This is a genomic window from Bradyrhizobium sp. CCGB12, assembly GCF_024199845.1.
In the GTDB taxonomy this organism is placed as follows: domain Bacteria; phylum Pseudomonadota; class Alphaproteobacteria; order Rhizobiales; family Xanthobacteraceae; genus Bradyrhizobium.
Window position 1 is genome coordinate 129,169 of record NZ_JANADO010000002.1, and the last position, 18,257, is coordinate 147,425.

The 18,257-nt window shown below is 56.1% G+C and carries 15 protein-coding genes and 1 pseudogene; 9 read left to right on the forward strand and 7 right to left on the reverse strand.

From position 1 onward, the window contains the following. The first annotated feature begins 3 nt into the window (after window positions 1-3). Both NLM27_RS41915 and NLM27_RS41920 read left to right on the forward strand, forming a co-directional pair. On the forward strand, window positions 4-174 hold the full coding sequence (locus NLM27_RS41915) for a hypothetical protein (RefSeq protein WP_254149191.1): 171 nt from the start codon (window positions 4-6) through the stop codon (window positions 172-174). Window positions 175-378: 204 nt separating this feature from the next. Continuing rightward, window positions 379-636 (forward strand): hypothetical protein, encoded by a 258-nt coding sequence (locus NLM27_RS41920; protein ID WP_254149192.1) that lies wholly within the window; start codon window positions 379-381, stop codon window positions 634-636. Window positions 637-683: 47 nt separating this feature from the next. On the opposite strand, the gene NLM27_RS41925 is transcribed toward NLM27_RS41920, so the two are convergent. The 3 genes from NLM27_RS41925 to NLM27_RS41935 all read right to left on the reverse strand — a co-directional run bounded on the left by NLM27_RS41925 (window position 684) and on the right by NLM27_RS41935 (window position 3,897). Beyond that, window positions 684-1,286 (reverse strand): hypothetical protein, encoded by a 603-nt coding sequence (locus NLM27_RS41925; RefSeq protein WP_254149193.1) that lies wholly within the window; start codon window positions 1,284-1,286, stop codon window positions 684-686. A gap of 215 nt (window positions 1,287-1,501) precedes the next feature. Beyond that, window positions 1,502-1,735, reverse strand: a complete 234-nt coding sequence (locus NLM27_RS41930; protein ID WP_254149194.1) for a transposase — start codon at window positions 1,733-1,735, stop codon at window positions 1,502-1,504. Between the two features lie 608 nt (window positions 1,736-2,343). Further along, entirely contained in the window at window positions 2,344-3,897 is a 1,554-nt protein-coding gene (locus tag NLM27_RS41935; RefSeq protein WP_254149195.1) for a hypothetical protein, read from the reverse strand. 1,201 nt (window positions 3,898-5,098) lie between these two features. Here NLM27_RS41935 and NLM27_RS41940 point away from each other — a divergent pair. From NLM27_RS41940 to NLM27_RS41950, 3 genes are all read left to right on the forward strand, one after another. Next, a complete protein-coding gene (locus NLM27_RS41940) occupies window positions 5,099-5,308 on the forward strand; it encodes a hypothetical protein (RefSeq protein ID WP_254149196.1) in 210 nt (69 codons plus the stop codon). Window positions 5,309-6,145: 837 nt separating this feature from the next. Then, entirely contained in the window at window positions 6,146-7,492 is a 1,347-nt protein-coding gene (locus NLM27_RS41945; RefSeq protein ID WP_254149197.1) for a serine protease, read from the forward strand. A gap of 249 nt (window positions 7,493-7,741) precedes the next feature. Beyond that, window positions 7,742-8,188, forward strand: a complete 447-nt coding sequence (locus tag NLM27_RS41950) for an invasion associated locus B family protein (protein WP_254149198.1) — start codon at window positions 7,742-7,744, stop codon at window positions 8,186-8,188. A 471-nt stretch (window positions 8,189-8,659) separates the two neighbouring features. Here NLM27_RS41950 and NLM27_RS41955 read toward each other — a convergent pair whose 3' ends face one another. Beyond that, window positions 8,660-11,374, reverse strand: a complete 2,715-nt coding sequence (locus NLM27_RS41955; RefSeq protein ID WP_254149199.1) for a WD40 repeat domain-containing protein — start codon at window positions 11,372-11,374, stop codon at window positions 8,660-8,662. Window positions 11,375-11,842: 468 nt separating this feature from the next. Here NLM27_RS41955 and NLM27_RS41960 point away from each other — a divergent pair, with 468 nt between their 5' ends. Both NLM27_RS41960 and NLM27_RS41965 read left to right on the forward strand, forming a co-directional pair. Beyond that, window positions 11,843-12,286 (forward strand): lysozyme, encoded by a 444-nt coding sequence (locus tag NLM27_RS41960; protein ID WP_254149200.1) that lies wholly within the window; start codon window positions 11,843-11,845, stop codon window positions 12,284-12,286. 71 nt (window positions 12,287-12,357) lie between these two features. Beyond that, window positions 12,358-14,397, forward strand: coding sequence for a caspase family protein (locus NLM27_RS41965; RefSeq protein ID WP_256570468.1), 2,040 nt, complete (start codon window positions 12,358-12,360; stop codon window positions 14,395-14,397). A gap of 272 nt (window positions 14,398-14,669) precedes the next feature. On the opposite strand, the pseudogene NLM27_RS44270 reads toward NLM27_RS41965, so the two are convergent. The 3 genes and pseudogenes from NLM27_RS44270 to NLM27_RS41975 all read right to left on the reverse strand — a co-directional run. Further along, window positions 14,670-14,897: pseudogene (locus tag NLM27_RS44270) on the reverse strand (IS66 family transposase); the annotation flags it as partial. Window positions 14,898-14,922: 25 nt separating this feature from the next. Continuing rightward, a complete protein-coding gene (locus tag NLM27_RS41970; protein ID WP_254149446.1) occupies window positions 14,923-15,381 on the reverse strand; it encodes a hypothetical protein in 459 nt (152 codons plus the stop codon). Between the two features lie 251 nt (window positions 15,382-15,632). Next, window positions 15,633-16,901: a peptidoglycan-binding protein gene (locus NLM27_RS41975; RefSeq protein ID WP_254149202.1), complete on the reverse strand. Its 1,269-nt coding sequence runs from the start codon at window positions 16,899-16,901 to the stop codon at window positions 15,633-15,635. 254 nt (window positions 16,902-17,155) lie between these two features. Between NLM27_RS41975 and NLM27_RS41980 the strand changes: the two genes are divergently transcribed. Together NLM27_RS41980 and NLM27_RS41985 are read left to right on the forward strand one after the other, a co-directional pair. Next, on the forward strand, window positions 17,156-17,359 hold the full coding sequence (locus NLM27_RS41980; RefSeq protein ID WP_254149203.1) for a trypsin-like serine protease: 204 nt from the start codon (window positions 17,156-17,158) through the stop codon (window positions 17,357-17,359). After that, on the forward strand, window positions 17,325-17,750 hold the full coding sequence (locus NLM27_RS41985; RefSeq protein ID WP_254149204.1) for a serine protease: 426 nt from the start codon (window positions 17,325-17,327) through the stop codon (window positions 17,748-17,750). The genes NLM27_RS41980 and NLM27_RS41985 overlap by 35 nt, the downstream gene beginning before the upstream one ends. The last annotated feature ends 507 nt before the right edge of the window (window positions 17,751-18,257 follow it).

Below are 18,257 nucleotides of genomic sequence, written 5' to 3' on the forward strand. Positions count from 1 at the left end.
CCCATGGACGAAGAATTTTGCCGCGAGCGCCTGCGGACGGTCAGAGAGCTGGCTGAGCAGGCCGATCCCTTTATCAAGAAGCGGCTGATGGAGCTCGCTCGCCATTATGAGCGGCGCATCGCTATCGGCGCAAAAGAAACCCAAGGACAGGGCGACAATCACGATCACCGCTAGAATAGCTCTCCAGTCTTTTACGTCGAACCCGAAGTCGGGCCCGAAGCGCGGACTGTGCTTGGACATGACCGCCGCACTGTACGTAGGGCATTCCATTGCTCGAGGCAGCGCGGAGAGCCGAATCGATTGCAATGTGGGCCCTTGCAGACAGCCTGAGTCATAAACATGTATGCCACAAGCAACTGATCACCCGGCAGCAACAGAATGGACCTCACCGACATCCAGCATTACGCAATTCAAGCCCGCGTGGCGGCTATCCTCGGCGCCCGCGAGTTCGATCGCGTGTTTGCAGGTACGAGGTTTGCCGAGGCGGATGGTGCTTTGCTGTACGTCTACGCGAAGGACGAGCAAACCGCTGCAGAGATCGAGGACCACTTCTCTCTGCTTATCGCGGAGATTGCCAGTAAGGTTTTGCAGCAGGAAATCGACGTCGTTGTCGTGCTGCCGAAGGTCTTGCAGTAATCACTTCACGCAACTGTTCAAGTAAGGCTTCCGCTTAGGCGGCGTCGTTACCGCGGTCCCAAGCGACGTCCTTCAGGACCTCGAGCTTCTTCGGATTGCGTCTCGCCTTTGCGGCACTGGCGTGCCTGCTCTTGGGGTTGGTGATTCCGGGCGACCAGCATCAGCAACCCGCCGATCTGGGGAAGTAGCGTCAGCAGAACGAGCCGAAGCATGGCAAAGTCCTCCGGCGCCGGCCGGAGCGCTCCGAACGAGGACCACGCAACCAGTTTGATGGCGGCGTCAGTTTGAGGATGATCCGCGCCTTGGCCGGCGGCCGCTACCGCGCCGTCCAGGACTTGCCGGCGCTCCACGGCGGCCGCCTCGCGCTCCCGGCAGAACTTCCCCACGCCGCCTTTGCATTCCCGGTCTCGCGCGGCCGTGGCGTCGGAAAGAGCCATCTGAGCAGCCGTCACGGCCGGCGTGACGCGTGACGCACGCGCGAGCGTCACGTCACTAACGTTCGTTGACGCGAAGCCGAGACCCGCCGTGACGGCGAAAACGAACGTCACCAGCCAGAGCACCCACCCGACCAGCGCGCTCCCACGCTGTCCGGTTTGCCAGAGGTTGGCGGCACAGGACGGCCTCCCGAGCGCAATGAGATCAGCGGCCACGCCGAGGGCCAGGAAGAGCCATCCCGCAAAGTCGCTTGATCCCAGCGAATGCGCGAACCAACCGTTGATAGCGACACCGACGCTCGAGGGTGCGAGGGCGGCCGTCGTGAGGACAGCCGAACGCGGCGAACGGCGGCTGTTCCCGCACGTTGGTAGTGCCGCGGCCGGCGCGACTGGACAAGACATTGGCCCTGATTCCGCAACCCCCATCGCCGCTACGAAGCTTGGTTGATTGGGGGCATCCTCAGCTCCGGCCGAAACGACCGTCGCCATCGCAGCAGCAATGACCGCGAGACGCCATACCGCCGGGCTGTTGCCGCCACCTGGCGCGGCGCCTGCAAGCTCTCCAGAACTATCTTGTGCTTCTCATCCCCGGACCAGCGCCGCCGCCGGCCTGTGTCCACCACCTCAAGCCGTTCGACTTGGGCACTGCGCCTATCACTGTCCATAGGGACAGTTCTCAACAACACGCCTCATTCGGCAAGGCGGCCTTCACCGGACGGATACGCCAATTCTAGAAGTCAGTGATCTGTGAATGATCCTTAGCTGGCCGCAGCTTCAACCAGTTGCGGGTGACGCGCTTGCGCGATCGGCTTATTTGCTTATCCGAGCACACGCGACGCGCCATTCCGGTGATCTGGGAAGCGTGGGGGTCTGCATGAATTCATTGCGATTTGCCGAGTGCAAGTCCCCTCGACCGTCGAGATGGTCAGGACGCTATTGCGAGCACATTCGGATGCGGTAGTGGCCGGAATAGCCTCAGCAACTTTGCCTCTCAACCCGGACGATGTTCCGGTCGCAAAGCTGTAGCAGAACCGCTGAAGCCGCAATCACCGTTCACCTATCATTTCAGAGGCAGATCGACTTTCAAAGGCGAGGTCCGACAATGATCATGAACAATCTGACGAGCTAATCGAGGAGGCAACACTGCATGCGGCGTGCGGTTCGTCGTGCACGGCCAGCTCGCGCTCAACATCGTCCAAATTCGTCAGTCACTACTCACCACAAGCCAAAAAGGTGGCGTGCGGCGACGGAATTTACCTCCACGAATATTCCATCATTCGACAGGTGCCATAAGTCTCTGCCTCTGGTCTCGGCGAGCGGAGACTGGAAGATCCGACTTTGCAATCACGTCTATCTGAGCAAGCCCCCGCTCCTTATAAGAAGCGCTTGGGATAGCTCTCACAGCAACCTTCAATTGTTCTGCCAAATTCTCTCTTTTGCGGAATACCGCGGCAACGTTCTCGAACGGATACGCCTCTTTCAGTGCGGCTTTATCGCCGTCCGAAAGCGTCATGTTTTCCGACGTTATATAGCAAAGACTGCGCGCGCCTCCTACGTACATCCAATCCGGGAAATGATACAGCATAATAGAGTGAGGATCAAATACAGCACTCGTGTATCTGCCGTCGTTCACTAGACGTCGCATGTTAAAATCAACTGTTTCCTTCGACCAAGAATTGGGCGGTTGTGCCAGGGAAGCGTATATTTCATCCCATTTGAACTCGTTCTCGCAGGGAGCTTGCGTGTTCTGATGTTCGTGATGAAATCCCAGAGCGTGCCCGAACTCATGAAGAACTACCTGGGAGAACTTGGGTTCATTCGGTGGTACGATATCATATCCTTCGAGATTCATCGATTGCTCATACTGGTCAGCGAGATTAACGCTATCTTGTCCTACGAGCGACCAGTACCCCCGGTATTCAAAGCCAATTCTGATGTGAAACAACATTGATCTTGGATCCGAACGCTGTTCGGAGCCTGCCTTAGATTCTGCATCCGATTGCTTGGTATCCGGTTCGGAGCCTGCCACAACCGCCTGAAGCCCCGATGGGCAAAGTTGAGGGCTCAGAGGATTTCCGAAATTAAAACGAATGTTTCCAAATTTCGCCCATTCAGAGGCGGCCTCCGCTATTCGAGTTCGAAGGTCCCGTGTGCCGCTCACAAAGCAAACGTTTAACAATGTTCCTGGCGACCATTCCTTGAGTATTTCAAGGACGGCTCTCGCCTGTTTCCCAGCACCTGGCGGCAAGACACTCTGCTCTTGTCGCTCCACACGTGCCCTAAGGTGAGGCGGCAGCCCTTCATAGATCTCAGTCCTTCGCGGTTCGACTAAGGCCCTTTGATCTCTTCCCGGTGATGGGATTCTCAGTGGAGCAACTGCTTGAGCAGAAGAAAACGTTCGTACTGTGAGCTGCCCTGGCTGCCCTGGTTCAGACGGCGGCGTCGGTGGAAGCGGAGTCCGTGCCTCCGATCCAACGGGTATTGGACTTCGTCTCTCCGCCGCTTGTGTTGCAGGACCGGGTGAAGCAACAACGGCGGCGCACACCTCAGGGATGACTGCGCACAAGTTCTCGATTGCTCCTTTCACATCACGTATTATATCACCGGCTTTGTTGATAATCTCAACTAGTCGCCACTTTGGCGAATAAAATACTTTAAGCTCCAATTTGTTGATCGTCGGCCATTGCGAGGGATCTTCTAAGATGTACTCGTAGGTTTCGCTACGATCTGAACCAGAGCCGTACGGTACGAGCTTTCCATCTACGCCGTATTGCTGTAGCGGCGTAATAGCGATTGGTCCCACTGGACTGTAAAAAATAACAGCCATGCCTGCGGTTGCTCCTAGCCATTCAGAGTTCGTCCATACATGTGTTAAGACCCTCACCTTTCCAGTCTGTCGTTCGTAGACTGCTCGTCCCTCGGCATGTCTGCCGGCACCAAAGTCCTGTGGAGGAACGACGTCTGAAAGAGTTCGTGATGTTGAGGAGAATTGCCAAGTGCAGTCGCTATTGTCCGGCGCGCAGATGTTGGACAATCGTAGTGTCGTACCAAATTGTGCACCACCCGACGCGTTTATTGCGAGCGTCTTATCTTGGTCGCTAATGAACATGCCGTTCTGATAGGTCCAGGTACAATCTTTGTTATCCGGCCGGCAATCAGCCGTTAGCTTTAGTTCAGTGCCATCTCGGGCGCCTCCAGAAGCATTGATTGCTAAGCTTGAATTTCTGTCACTGGTAAGCATTCCTTGACTGTAGGTCCAGCGGCAGTCTGGATTCGTGGTCTCGCAGCCATCGTGCAGTCGCAAAGCGGTACCCTCTTCCGCACCGCCCCAAGCATTTATCGCTAGGGTAGAATTCCGATTACTGAAGATTAATTCTCCTGCAAGTGCTTGGTTCGCGTTTGACGTCAGCACACCGACTGCACCCCAGAGGAGGATTTGGGTTGAAACGGACGCGACTCTTGGAAACTGGAACATCGTGAACTCCCTGCACATGCACCAACTATCGGCAAAGGTGTAGCCGGCCGGCTGCGAGAGATGCTTAGCGGATCGCCCACGTTTTGAGATCTGGTCTCAATAAATGGGCGACATTACATGCAAAGCTCGCCAAAAATGGCGACCGTCCGGGCCACCAAAGCGATAGTTGATCCAGGCCGCTTGGGGCGGTCGCTGTTGCCAGTTCACTGTTGTGGTGGTTTAAAGATTGTCCGCAACACTAGTATCTGCGCCCTACATGCGCTCCAGTGGGCGCACTTCCGTCGCGTTGTTGGATAGCAGACCCTGATCCCGATGTGACTCTCGCTACCAGAAAGCGGCTGAAAAAGCGGCGCACTTCTTCCAAGGGCTATTGTCCTGCAGTACAACCTGAGAGTCTAGACAGCCGGGCTGTCTATTCGCGAGCGGCAAAAGGAAGCAGTTAGCACGTTTTGGTGCGGTGGTCCGACCAATTCATGGGTTTCGAACTAGCATTGCCCCGCCGTATCGCACGCCAAGCTAGTCTCAAATGTTTTCGCAGAATGCCCGAAACTCAATGACGACGATGCAGGAGCTAAAGGGCGAGAAGACCGAGCAGACCTTAAATACACTCGCAAAGCTTTTTGGTCTGGCAATCGAAGAAGTGAGTAAGAGCGCAGTGGCCTTGTTTCAATTGACTTCTTCAAAAAGAAAGGATCGCGGAGCAATCCTACTTTTTGGCTGCCTTTTCTGTACCGAGATGCGCTTTGATTCCAGGTCTAGCTGAGGACTGAAGAAGCCGGCTCGTCATGCGGACATCTACCTACGGTCCGGTTCTCCTCCGAGAGCGCTTGCGGGAGCTAATACGCAGTTCGGCTGAGTGCCAACAGCGACTTCCACGCCTATCGCATGGCAGCGCGGAAGTTCAGTGCCACCGGATCGAGATGCACTTCCTCCAGACCGTAGCCGTGGTGCGGAGTTGCGCGAAGATTATTCGAACGGGCTGCGAAGATTGCCTGAGCGGCGCTATCGAAGCTCTTGAGTCGACTCGGGTCATGGCCGCCAGCACCGCGCCCGTCCAAGTACTAAAATCCTTCGCTATAATATCTTGACCGCTATGTCCTTGAGACGCCCGATCACGTCGGGCGACAATTGCCTTGATCGTGGAACTCGAATCGAGTGGCTGGTTGCTGTGGGTGCTCGAGTGGTTCGCGGGTTCGCCACGCTACTGCATCTGCACCATCGATTTGCAGCCGCAGGTTGACAAGCGAACCTAGATTTGCTACTCTGTTACGGACGTGTTGGCCTAGTTATTGGGCCCACGATCCGGCCGTAGTGCAATAGCGCCTCGCTGGAGTACAAGGTTCGCCCGTCTGCCTTAGCGCGGAAAACTGCCCGAGGGTGCAAGGGTGTGGGCAATGATCACCGCACCGCAATCCTCTCGCCTTAACAACCACCTCGATCGGTGCGCCGCTGCTTGAGCGCATCTTACATGCTGACTGCCGTGCGCTGCAAGCGCACGCGCAGCGCGGGCTCGCGGCATCGCGAGTGACGAGTCGCATTTCACTAGCATCCGGAAGATTTCACTAGCATCCAGATTTCACTAGCATCCAGGAGGGAGAAAATGCGTACGATCGTTCTCAAACGGATGGCCACGGTTGCGTTGTTCCTCGCAGGTTTGACAGACGCGGAGGCTCAGCTGCGGCGTGAAAACCCTCCGGTCGAAACATTTAGGCAGGCGGTTCCTAGACTGGAGGAGACGATACGGAATTTGGACATTCCGGAATCGCAAAAGTCGCGGCTGCTAGCGGGTTTGCCGAGAATTTGGGGCGGATACGAAACCTCAATTGAAGAGAACCCTTGGCAGGTGGCCCTTATCAAAGGGCTTGTCGCGGACGCTCGAGTGCAATTCTGCGGAGGTGCCATCATCGATCCCGAATGGGTCATCACCGCCGCCCATTGCATGGACAACTTCATCGTGAATAAGGCTCCGGCTCGAGTGAACGTCGTTGCTGGCACGACGCGTTATAAATCTGGAGGGGAACGCGTCGCTGTGAAGCGAATCTTTGTTCATCCAGACTGGAACAGCGCGGCTATGGACAATGATGTCGCACTGCTGCAACTGAGTCGGCGTCTGACATTGACCGGGAATAACATGCGGCCAATCGCGTTGGTAGCGGCTGGCACTATTCTTACTGACGGTATTCCGGTTACGGTCTCAGGCTGGGGTGTTACCGAGGAGGGTACAGGCTCCGATGCACTTTTGGGCGTCAGCGTGCCCTTAGTCGCCAATAGCGTCTGCAATGAAAGAGACAGCTATGGCGGGCGTGTCACCGCCAACATGTTCTGCGCGGGGTATCGCGCAGGCGGCCACGATTCATGTCAAGGTGATAGCGGTGGACCAGTCTGGACGACCATCTCAGGCAGGGAGACGTTATATGGGGTGGTTAGCTTTGGCGATGGTTGTGCGCTGAAGCTGAAGTACGGCGTCTACACACGTGTGGCAAACTACACCGCATGGGTGCAACGAACAATGCGTGGGCCCAGAGAGGAAGACTCTACGGTGCGCATGTCTGCGGCACCAAGCGAAACCTCTGGCGGTGCTACCGCGCGCACATCTGCGTCCCCAACCTCCGGGACGCCCAACGAACTTGACGTGAATGAATCCGAGTGGTCGCAACTGCCGCAAAATGAGAAGGATGCGATCGAAGCTATTTTACGTCAATCGCGGTTGATCGACGATGTAGTCATCGTGCCGAGGAGCGACACTCCGAGGAGCATAGATGATCCAAGCGATCCAAGAATCAGCCTGTGTGGCCCGGTTAAGTGGGTCTGCAGAAGAGGATGTGAGGCAGCTGCGGCTGTTGCAGTAACCGCTTGTGGGACTGCCACCGCAGGCGTGGGGGTGCCTGTGTGTGTATCGCTCGCAGAGCGCGGGACGGACGCGTGCAAGAAACGCTGTAAATGCTAGTCCCGATTATTCATAGAGCAGGCGATACAAGCGATTCCGGCAAGCGATCGTCGCGATCAGAACGTCGCAGGGAGCTACAATGAGTCCGCGCATGCGGCTGGGAAGCTGCACTCCATGTTCAGCATAGCGCTCGCGGGGTCTAAGCGCAGTCGCGCCGGCGCGCCAACTAGGGCAAGTAAATCCATGCCTGCGAGTTGTCCTCCCTCGCCTGCGGGCGAGCGCGCCGCAGTGGGGGTCGCTACGACAGTGTTGATAGTCGCGATCGCAAGCTCGGCGCCGGCGCAACAGGCCCCCGAAAAACGGTCCACCGAATGGGGGGTCGACTGCTCAAGCGGCTTCAAGATGATCGACTGCCGCGCCGTTCAGAAGGTCTTGCACCGCGAGACCGGGCAGTTGCTGGTGTCGGAGGTGTGGTCGGCCGATGGCAGGACGGGCGACATGGTGTTGACGTTGCCGGACGGCCTCAGTCTCCCCGAGTCGATGTTGGTCAAGGTCGACAACAGCGCCTCGGAACGGCTGATGAAAACCTGCACCAATATCGGGTGCTTCGTGACGCTGACCGAGAAGTTCGTCGCCAATATGCGCACCGCCAATGATCTGAAGATCACCGTGCAGGACGCAAACAAGAAACCGATCGAGATAAGCCTGCCGCTGCTCGGCTTCGGCAGCGCCTTCGATGAGGCTTCGAAGCGTTAATCGCGAGATCACTGCGGCTGACGCGAGTGAGTTGGGTCCCACCGCCGCAAATGTCCTCGATTGAAGCGTGTCGGGCAGCGAAAGGGAGGACGCTCACCAATCTTGTCCTCGCCTAAGTTCGTCGTCGTCGGGGAAAACAAGGTTGGCAAATGCAATTTCATCCGGGCCCTGCAGCTCATCCTAGACCCGGTTTGTCGGAGCGGGACCGACAGCTCGGGCTTGACATTTCTGGGACGGCTGCTGTCGCCTCTCCAGGCATCTATCGTCGCTCGCTCCCCGAGCGGTCATCCCCGGCCAGACAGGTTCGACTGCTGTGCGCGCAGCAAATCGGTCCCTCGACGGAACGGAAACGCGGGGCTCTGCAAAACCGCTAGATCCGGTTCAACCGGTGGAGATGGCGGCACATTGAGGGAGGCAATGCTCCGGTCGAAACGCAGCTTCTTTTTCGCGCCTAGACCGACCGACTAAGGATCAACCTCCACTTCTGTTGGGTAGCAGACCGAGATCTCGGCAGCCAGCGACGAACGAGAATCCAAGTTCTAATCGGCTCCGAATATAACCCACCTGCTGAGACGTCAGCTTGGGTGTGTCCGATGCGCAGGAACATCTTTCATGGCACATTTTAATCGCTGGGAGATCGTTGGCTTGAGGGTTTAACAACACCGGTGTCTGGGGCGGTTGATCCGAGACCGCGACAAGCGGCGGATTTGCCGTGCCTCGGGTTCGCGGCTTCGATTGAAGCCGGTCCTTTCGTGCTTCTCTGATCCAAATACTATGCTTGATCGGCAACTGAGACGCCGCATACTCAAAAAGTTCCGACAAGGTGATCTTTCCGTCCAGCGGTCGGTAGTCTGCCTCGCCCTGCTGAAGCCCTTTCCTCACCAGTGCATACGTTAAAGCACCGAGGCTAAACGAGCTTTCCTCTACTGCTACCCTATCAGCTTGACTTGCCGCTAAAACTGCAATCCCCTTGTCATACGCCAGCTCGCCTAGCGTACGCATGCCTGTCGTTCCAAACTTGAGCCCGTTTGGTCCTAGCGCCGCAGCGCTGTAGCAGGCATCAATGATCAAAGCGAGTTCTCCAGAGTCGATGGATCCCATGAGCGAATAAAGCTCAGCGCTAGATATAGCCCCTTTTTTGTCGTGGTTATGCCGCGTCAACTCGCCTGCGTTGGCATCTGCTGCCATCAAGTACATCTGATTGCCGTAGATTGCCCCGTGGGCCGAAAAGCTCACCAACACAAAGTCCACAGCGCGTGCTTGCCTCAGAGAGGCCGCTGCAGGTACGCCGAGCAAATCCTTTTTCCCGCTATCGTCTCCAGCGAGCACTTTTAATGCTGCAACGATTTTTCGCTTAGTCGCGTTGTTGAGCCTACCCTCCGCAGGTTTTGTCGTCGATATAAGCGGAACCCAAACAACGCGACCGAAGATTCTACGGCCCGTCGCCGCGCTTCGTCGCTCCACCAGCAAGGACTTGAACGCGGAGCCTAGCGCAACAGCGTCATTCGATGCGAAGCTTAGTGTTGGCAACGCTCTGTAAGAATCTACGCCTACTGTTATGATATAAGCAGTCGCCTCAGCCTTAGCGAAGGTAGTAGGTATCTTATACTTTTCACGGAACGTTTGTCCCTTTACGCCCTCATTGTTGTAGGCATAGACTGAGAACTCCGACTCCGACGGCCCGAACAAGGTAGGTAAAGGAACTCCTACACCGCGAAATATGAGCTTGAGCCCTTGGTCATTGTTCGAGACAATCACGACCTTCTCCGGATTAGCCGGGCGGGGCCACTGAGCGACCAAGCGCCGATCGCGAAACAGCCGTATATCAAAAGACGGCCCAGTTAGTGGTGGAGTTGTCGAACCGTCTGCATAATTCACTCTTACAGTGATTGAAACGGTTCCTTTGGCCGCATCGTCAGGCTCTACCCGCTCTATACGTGCAGATAGCAAGCGACCGCTAATCTGTTTGAAGTCTGCAGGCGCTAAAACTTCGTTAGCCAAGACCCTAGGTACAAGCTGTGGAGTCTGGAGCTGCGTGGTGAGTGCGTCTAACGGCAAGACCCGTTCGGACATGCTTGTCAATTGCCAGTACACGGCATCCGTCGAGATTAAGTTTGTATCGAAATGACCATCCGGGGTGACGGCCAACCAACCTGATTCCAAAGGAGCCAAGCGAACCAACTCGCGCATCGCTCCCAAGCTCCACAGGTGAATAAGTCCCGTCGAGCCGCCTATCGCGATTATCCGGCCATCCGGCGACACATCCAGAGCTGACGCACCCTCTGCGACGGTTGTCAAATGGGCTTCGAGCCCTTCTTCGATGCTTGCCGACCAGACTTGTCCCCTATTGGAAATGAACAGCGCAGTGTTTGCCTCCTTTGAATACACCGCATCCAATATGTCACTATGATTGACAGACCAACGCGTGATGACATCGCTCACAGACACCGTCGCTAGGCCGAGTGTATCAGACGTCCCAACCAAAAGAAGTGAAGGTGAAATCAGACGCAAGAACCGGATTGCTGCGCTCCCCAACGTTGCTCGAGAGGTGCTTCCAGTCTCGATAGAGCTAACAAGTACGTCGCCTGCTTCGGTTCCGACGACGACCGTCTTGCGATCCAAGCTCATCTCCACGGCGGTGATAGAGGCGGCGACCTGCGATGCAGTATAGCTAACGTAAGCAGTGCCGGAAGACGCATCCCACACAAAGTACTGATCAGTCGACGATGCAAACGAAACAACGACGCCTCCACTGCGTGAGAGCGTAATAGGAGTGCCGCGATCCGGTTGCCGCTGAGGCCTCACATCGCCTTCTGTGGACCACAGCCTTACTATCCCATTTTCGATGTCGGCAAATGTGCGTCCGGCAACATGGCGTTGATCCGCCTCCTTCGATTCCTGGGTGGCCGTACCTATCTGGAGTGTGCCAGATGACAGATCCCAAATGTACGTCTCCGCAGCGCCGTCGACCCTCCTCAGCAAACTAACTAGTGTGGTACTAGCAACCCCATCGCCGAACGAGATCCTCTCGACGCGCCGCTGGACAGACTTCATGTACAAGCCGTTGCCGGGCTCGCCGGATATTGCTTGGCTATAGACGGGCAACTCTTGCGCTTGAGCAGCCCGTAAGATCATTCCGATCAGCACCACGATGGTACAAAACAATACAAGGCGCAGAGTGTTCATAATACGCGAGCCCTTGGTGGTGTGTGCTAGAGCGCACAAAACAATGGCACTTCGTGTAGACGTCCCGGAGTGCTGTCGCTAGCATAATGGTTCGATCGCTAGCCGCGTCAACCACGACTTGCGTCAGCCTCGTAGCGATTCGGCCAGTCGTGACGCGAGAGGTTTCGCGCGGCCGGTTGCACGGTCAAGCGGGAGGGCGACGATGGGCAGGTATGTGCTAATGGTTTCGGCCGCCACTACGGCGATGTGTTTGGGTGGAAGCCAGCAGATCGATGCCCGCACATTTCCGACCCGAGAGCACTTAACGTCTGAGATTTTCTTAGAGTTGCAACGGAGGGCGGCCATCCCTGAAGGCACTATTCTGAGATCTGTCTATAACAAGGGATTGGCTGTAAGTAAGTCTGCAGAGGGCTGGAGCGCGACGCTATATAATGATCCGGCGGGTTACTGCACAATTGCATATGCCACTTGGTCAAGAAGGCCCGGTGCGACGGTAGCGAAGACGCAGAATTTTTGCGCGGCGTGACTAAGAAACGCGGCGAAGAACTCCTGCTAGCGGATATGACGGCACCACGGTGGGCAGTGATGTCGGCAGTAACGGTGCCATTAACCGACGGACAGTTCGCTGCACTCTGCGATTTTACATTTAATGTGGGTGTTGCAAACTTTCGCAAATCGGCCTTGCTAAAGGCCGTCAACGAAAATCGGTTTGACGACGTTTACACGCAATTGATGCGATGGACTTGGGCAGGCGGCAAGCAGATTCCGGGCCTGCGAAACAGGCGGGAGCGCGAGTACGCACTTTTCTTCGATGGTATTCCGCAGTTGAAAGCGGCGCCTCCTGCAGGCGAAGATGTGCGCCCCGTGGATATTAGGACCGGCGAGCCCATCGAGAAGGGCTTACAACTGTGATGGAAGCGGGACGGCGACGCAGATAGCACTAAGCAGCAGTTCCCAGGGCGCCGGCGCTGGAGGAAGAGATCATGCACCTATTGCGGAGAGTATCGGCGATAGCGTTTGGACTGATTGCCTTTTCGGGGCCGGCGGCGCCCGCGGAAGCGGGAGCTAAGCACGCACTGCTAATCGGGGTCGCGGACTATCGTGGGACCGGGCTTCCTTCATTGGACGGGCCGCTGAACGATATTGATGCCGTTCGGAGAGTGCTGACTTCTCGATTCGGAGTGCCCGGAGGAAACATAACGATCCTTCGTAACCGACAGGCGACGCACAGCCAAATACGAGCCGCCTTCGCGGCGCTGAACGCGAAGATCAATGCCGACGATTGGGTTTACATCCACTACTCTGGGCACGGGTCTGTTGCTTCGGATCCGAACGATCCGCGAGGAGAAGACCAAACGTGGGTTCCGTTCGGTGCGCGTCTGGGTAGGAACGACGAGGACGATTGGGACATACTGGATAAGGAAATAAATTCCTGGCTCTACCCCATTTATCAACGAACGAGCAAAGTCCTGTTCGTCTCGGATTCTTGCCATTCAGCCTCCGTATCGCGTGGCAGTGTAAAGGGCGTTCGGTCAGTGAAGCCGGATCTACGCCCACATCCTCTTTTAGGAAAAGTTCCAGCCTTCCCAAACCCTAAAGTTGGAATTCGGATAGGTGCCGCTCGCGATTTCGAGAGTGCAGTGGAGCTCGATCCAACCAAGGGCGGCTCTTGTGCCGGGAGTAAGAATTGCGCCGGCGTCTTTACAATGTATTGGACACAAGGGATGCTAAAGGCGCAGCCGACCGAAAGCTGGAAAGAGATCTTTGATAGAACAGCGACTTTGGTGTCAACGCAGAGGGGAGTGGCCCAACGTCCGCAGATCGAAGGTCAGTCCGATCAACTCGTTTTCGGTGGAGGTTTTTCGGCGGCGCCTCCGAGTGTCTCCGTTACAGAGGTTGATCAGAGCCGACGTTCCGCAAAGTTGAGCGCCGGAACTTTGTCTGGCGTTACGATGGGTTCGACATTTCGCCCAGTCACGTCGTCAGGTTCAGGCGTAGCCGTTGCGAAGTTGAAGATAGTCAATGTCGGACTTTTCGAGAGTACTGCTGCCATAACGAGCGGGGCGGTTTTATTAGGCGATCTGTTTAGCGAAGAGTCGCATCAGTATGCAAATCGACCGGTGAGACTGTTCGTCGGTGGTGATTTTGAAGCGGATATAGACAAGGAAAACATCGAAAAGCTGCGAGGTGCACTGAGTGCATTGCAGGGGTTCACGTTGGTGGATGATCGGTTGGCCGCAGACTGGTTAGCGTACGTGGTTCGCCCGACGCCTCAAAACACGGGTCATTCTACGAGTTCTGCGTTGACGCTGCCGTCCCCGTCGACCAAACCTATCGATATTATCCCCGAATTGGTCCTTGTTAGTCCGCAAGGCCTGCTAATGAATAAGCGGATGCGCATTCCATTGACGAGCGCTGAGTCTTTCCTGCAACTGGCCGATAATTTGAAGAAGTTTGTGTGGGCACGCGAAGTTCGTAGGCTTGGCGAAGGTGGCACCGGCATCTCGGTTGATGTTCATGTCAAGCTATATCGACCTCGCCCTTCCTGTGCTCCATCTTGCAGTACCTGGGATTTTGTGGGCACATCAAAGTTGACCTCTATGAGTTTTGCGCCATCGTTTGGAGACAGGCTACAGTTTCAGCTGCATAACTCCGAGACAACGAAGTCTATATACGCCTATATTATTGCGATAGGACCGTCGGCAGAAGTACAGATACTCTTTCCGCGGCGGGACGAGAACCAGGATACCGCCCGTCTTGATCCTCAGCAAACAGTTAACGCATCCACGACATACACGCTCGATGAAGAAGGCACGGAATCAGTAATTGTCCTATCAACCGACAGTCCAATTAATGCTCAGATGTTGAGCCAAGCCAGCTTCGCCGCCGCAAGAGGTGCTCGGAGTTCATCGCCGATCGAGATATTGCTGAGCAGCGTAGCCAATGGCCGAGGATCGATCGGAGTTACGGTTGACGCTTGGTCTGGAACGAGCGCCGAGTTCGAAATAAGACGCGCGAACTGACCGAAACAGCTTGAGCGACGGATGTGGCAGCTTGCTAGCGAGAAATGTTTCCACGCATTCTTGCGATCAGCTTCGCTCATATCTTTATGCGATAGACGATGGGTCCATCGATCTTCCAGCTCAAGCTCCATCTGCTTTAAGCAATTTACCTTGCGCTCGGAGCGCATACCGTAAAGCGTCCGCCCCAGCTTCCGATCTCGAAACTTGAGACAGTTGATCAGGGCTACGGTACTGCAAATATGTCCGCTCTCGCGCGGAAGCCTCCGCCCTGGCACTGGCCGCCGCTGCTTCCGCTTCCGTGGCGGAACCTGGCAAACAGCGCATTCTTGCGACGGGACCCCTGGTCTATCATCGGCGGCAAGGCCAAGGCTGGCGGTCTTTGGTGCGCCCTCGACCGGGATCGAGCACTGGTGCCGTCGTCTCATGGGCGAACAGTTTGGACCTAGACGAAGCGGCGCGAGAAGGCGCTCATGCTTTGGGCGCAGATGGAAGGCCGCGCGCCTAGGGCAGCGGCGGATTTGCGCCTCAGGATGCGACGACTGTGAATTCGATGACCTTCTTCCCGACATGTCCGCTGGTATCCGCGACTTGAAGTGTCACTCTGTATCTGCCTGGCGGAATTTGAGCATTGTCAGCAGTTAGACCAGTGGCATCAACTTTTGCGTTTGCAACTATTTGCTTCGTGATGTCGAACCATCCGTATTTTGCTTGGAAGGACTTTGGATCGATTGTGGCCCCCGGTTGGGGCGTAAAGCGCAGACGAATCGAAACAGGTGTCTTAACTGGATTATCGATGTTGGGAGATTCGACTTTGATCACTGGCGCTCTCGAATCCTGGGACGGAAGAGCCTCCCTTTCCGTCGGTTTGCTGTTGACGGCATCTGCTTGGTCTTTGCTGATCAGCTCCCATGCTGCCGCGCGAATCACTGCACAAAATGTCACAACGGCAGCAGTCGAAGTGAATAGGAGACTTCTTCGGTTCATCACAGACCTCAATGGTTCGCGTGATCCACTATAGGCAGCACCCATGCCAGGAAAGCCTGATCCGCTGCAGCTCGACGAGCATCGTACACAAGCTCCCCCACAGCAGCTTCACCGCAACTAGCATAACCAGACCAAACCTCCTATTCATCTCTAGACTATTCACGGAGGCGCACTTTCGATCAAGCTTACCGCAAGTCCACCGGCAAATCATAAGTGCGCAACTAAATGAGGACCTGCTCGACATCGTGCAGTTACCAGACGTTTAGCGTATGAGCGCTAGTCCGTGCCAGTATACCGGTCGGCATGAACATTTTCGAACGCTGCCAACGAATTAGGGCACCCATCGTCTTCCTGTCGAGTTTTCCTGGTTCATATGAGCCATCCAGCGCTCCGTCATTCACAAGCACTTTCTGAAGCTTCACTGCGCGTGTGCCTTCAGAACCGTATCTCAATGATTCGACAGGAACGGGATTCTTTGCGGCCAACAGATGTGCTTCCTTGCCGGTCAGGAGGACGTAGTCGAACTGCCGCCCATCGTCCGTTGTCGCGCCAGTCTGATTGATCAAAACTGGCGGCTGATTTAGACCTGCACACCGACGGAAATCAGCCCACGGCCCGATCGGCGCTCTATTGGAGGCATACGCCCCCTCCACCACCTGACACCCTGCCGAAGAAAAGTAGGGCGGCTTGCGTCTGTAATTAAGCACCGCCGCATGAATATTGTCGGCGGGCAGAGCCCCTTCGAGATCATCCCAGATGTTGTCCTTGTCGTTCAGCGAATACTGCAACATGCCTTTGGCTCGATGCACCCAAAGAGACGTCTGCTGCCTGAACGCACCTGGCTGACGTATTCCTTTGTGAGGACCGACGCGATACACGTGCATGCCTGTTGGAAGCATGTTGCACCCCAACAGTCCACGAGCCTGCATCTCCATCAGGTCCACGTTAGGAACAGTGGATCCAGCGAAAAGTGCAATCTTCTTGTTTGTCGGATCGAGAACGCCTAGCAAGCACGAGCAGCTAACGTGGTCAGGACGGGTCTCCCGAACCAGATGCGCCTCGGCAAAATCAGCGGCGCGGTTCTCGCTTACTAGAACACAGCCCCGCAGCCCAAATAGCAATTTTTCTTTGGTCTTGGCTGCATACGAGCAGAGATGCATGTAATCCAGGAGCAATTTCCCGGTAAGTTCAAATTCTTCTTCGGGAAGCACATATCCTGCAAGATGAGCGTAGTCATAAGATACATTGTCTTGGGGCCAGTTTGGTGAAGGCCTCTGACCTTCGGGCTTTTGAAACCAAAAGCTTCCCAGGGTATCCCTCGACGTCAGCGTACTCTCCGCCTCTTCCCGAAGAATATTGACCACTTCCTCGTCAGAATATTCAGGGATTGTGTCGGCCGCCCGAGCCGATGCGTCCAGAGCGGCTGCTGCAAACATAGTGAGGACAGCTCTACGATTTATGGGATGCATAAGGAACTCCCAAAATAACTGACACGACCTCAAATCAACACCCTTGATCATAACACATCTCGGCGCAGACTGAAGAGAGAGGCGCATTCGGAGGTCGGGACCCACCCACAGGGCAAGGACAATCCATTTTCGGAAATTGGCAGATACGCAGTGCAGAGATGCCCTCGGGCCTCGTTCCGAGTTATGTCATCCGATCTCAAGCAGTCGCAGGATCATCTCTTTTCAAGTGGTCCGAAAGTTGGCCGGAAGGCCAGGAGCATTTCGGCCAGTTCTGTGGTGGAGCCTTGATCGACAAACGATGGGTCATGACCGCGGCGCACTGCGTGCCGAACACGCGGCCTGAGGAAGTGGATGTCTACATCGGCGCGACGGTTCTGCCTTCCGGCGCGGGGCACGGTACGGGCGTCACCGGCACGCGGCGGCACGTCACCCAAATCGTCTCGCATCAATCCTATGACGGGCGGACGCACGACCATGACATCGCCCTGCTCGCTCAGGCTCGACGATGACGCGCCGGATGATCTTACGCCATCTGTCTGGGCGAGTGCCGACCCGGATGCCCGCTTTGGAAAGCCCGACTCGATGGTCACCGTCATCGGTTGGGGCGCTACGACCGAGGGCGGGAACACGACGCCCGAACTCAAGGAGGTCGATCTCAAGGTGCAGACTTCGACGGACTGCGAGAGGAACTACCGACAGGCCGTTCCCAGCGCCAGAATCACCTCGCACATGCTCTGCGCTGGCGAGCCGGCCGGCGGCAAGGACAGTTGCCAGGGAGATAGCGGCGGATTCCTTGGCGCGCCCAACGGAAAAAGCTGGGTTCAACTTGGAATCGTGAGCTGGGGCATCGGCTGTGCCCAGCCGAACCTCTATGGTGTGTACACGCGCGTCGGTGATTAAGATGCCTGGATACGACAGATGATGGCGCAATTCTGAGGCGCGGCGGCGACGGTCAGTAGCTGGGAGGCCGTAACGCAAGTCGTGCTCGAGACAACCTGAACCAAATACGCGGCAAAGCCGTTCCGAGCCGGTGCGTCCCAGACCGAGCCCGAGTCGCGAAGGTGCCCTGCTTGGAAGTATTGCTAAGAAACGTTAAGCACTTTGAACGAGATCATCTGAGCAGCCGTTCACGCCGATGAGGAGCACAGCGTATTTGGTCCTTCGACCGACGACCTTATGAACATGATCATGAAACAGCAGCGATAAGCTTTGCGAGCTATCCGTGTTATGCCGAGAACCATAGTAGAACTGGCGATCGAGTTTGTGCGCTCCCATTCCTTTGCATTGAGCGGCTCGGAAACCCTTGTGGCGGCTCGGTCCCGACAATTAGCAACCGAACGTTATCAGGGATGGGCTCCGAGTTGTAAGGCCGACATTTCCTCCTCCCCAAGAAACCAGACGGCCTCT

What these genes read in the sequence shown, in the direction of transcription:
- NLM27_RS41915 (WP_254149191.1), top strand. Translation starts at nt 4, where the DNA reads ATGGACGAAGAATTTTGCCGCGAGCGCCTGCGGACGGTCAGAGAGCTG.
- NLM27_RS41920 (WP_254149192.1), top strand. Translation starts at nt 379, where the DNA reads ATGGACCTCACCGACATCCAGCATTACGCAATTCAAGCCCGCGTGGCG.
- NLM27_RS41930 (WP_254149194.1), bottom strand. Translation starts at nt 1,735, where the DNA reads ATGGACAGTGATAGGCGCAGTGCCCAAGTCGAACGGCTTGAGGTGGTG.
- NLM27_RS41935 (WP_254149195.1), bottom strand. Translation starts at nt 3,897, where the DNA reads ATGGCTGTTATTTTTTACAGTCCAGTGGGACCAATCGCTATTACGCCG.
- NLM27_RS41940 (WP_254149196.1), top strand. Translation starts at nt 5,099, where the DNA reads ATGACGACGATGCAGGAGCTAAAGGGCGAGAAGACCGAGCAGACCTTA.
- NLM27_RS41945 (WP_254149197.1), top strand. Translation starts at nt 6,146, where the DNA reads ATGCGTACGATCGTTCTCAAACGGATGGCCACGGTTGCGTTGTTCCTC.
- NLM27_RS41955 (WP_254149199.1), bottom strand. Translation starts at nt 11,374, where the DNA reads ATGAACACTCTGCGCCTTGTATTGTTTTGTACCATCGTGGTGCTGATC.
- NLM27_RS41965 (WP_256570468.1), top strand. Translation starts at nt 12,358, where the DNA reads ATGCACCTATTGCGGAGAGTATCGGCGATAGCGTTTGGACTGATTGCC.
- NLM27_RS41970 (WP_254149446.1), bottom strand. Translation starts at nt 15,381, where the DNA reads ATGAACCGAAGAAGTCTCCTATTCACTTCGACTGCTGCCGTTGTGACA.
- NLM27_RS41975 (WP_254149202.1), bottom strand. Translation starts at nt 16,901, where the DNA reads ATGATCAAGGGTGTTGATTTGAGGTCGTGTCAGTTATTTTGGGAGTTC.
- NLM27_RS41980 (WP_254149203.1), top strand. Translation starts at nt 17,156, where the DNA reads ATGACCGCGGCGCACTGCGTGCCGAACACGCGGCCTGAGGAAGTGGAT.
- NLM27_RS41985 (WP_254149204.1), top strand. Translation starts at nt 17,325, where the DNA reads ATGACATCGCCCTGCTCGCTCAGGCTCGACGATGACGCGCCGGATGAT.